Source organism: Streptomyces kebangsaanensis, from assembly GCF_001906585.1.
Classification (GTDB): domain Bacteria; phylum Actinomycetota; class Actinomycetes; order Streptomycetales; family Streptomycetaceae; genus Streptomyces; species Streptomyces kebangsaanensis.
Genome location: NZ_JUJA01000117.1, coordinates 28,937 through 29,146 on the forward strand (window position 1 = coordinate 28,937; position 210 = coordinate 29,146).

Genomic DNA, 210 nt, shown 5'->3' on the forward strand with positions numbered 1-210 from the left:
CCGGGGCGCGGCCTGGACCAGGTGGCGGCCAGGCCCGCCTCCGGCGGGGGCGCCTTGACGGCGGCGGCGCGGGCGTCGGCGACGAGCGGCCCGGGGCCGATCGGCACCTGGGCGCCGGCCAGGCGCACGGGACCGGAGTCGGGGGCGCCGACCGGGGCGGGCAGGGGCGGCGCCGGGAACGCGGGGTCGTGCGAGGGCGGGGGCGGGGGC

Annotated in this window: 1 protein-coding gene; it reads right to left on the minus strand. The window is 86.7% G+C overall.

The window, feature by feature from the left end; translation table 11 throughout:
- On the minus strand, window positions 1-210 hold a 210-nt coding region (locus tag RH94_RS46995; protein WP_234425842.1), incomplete at both ends, for a hypothetical protein.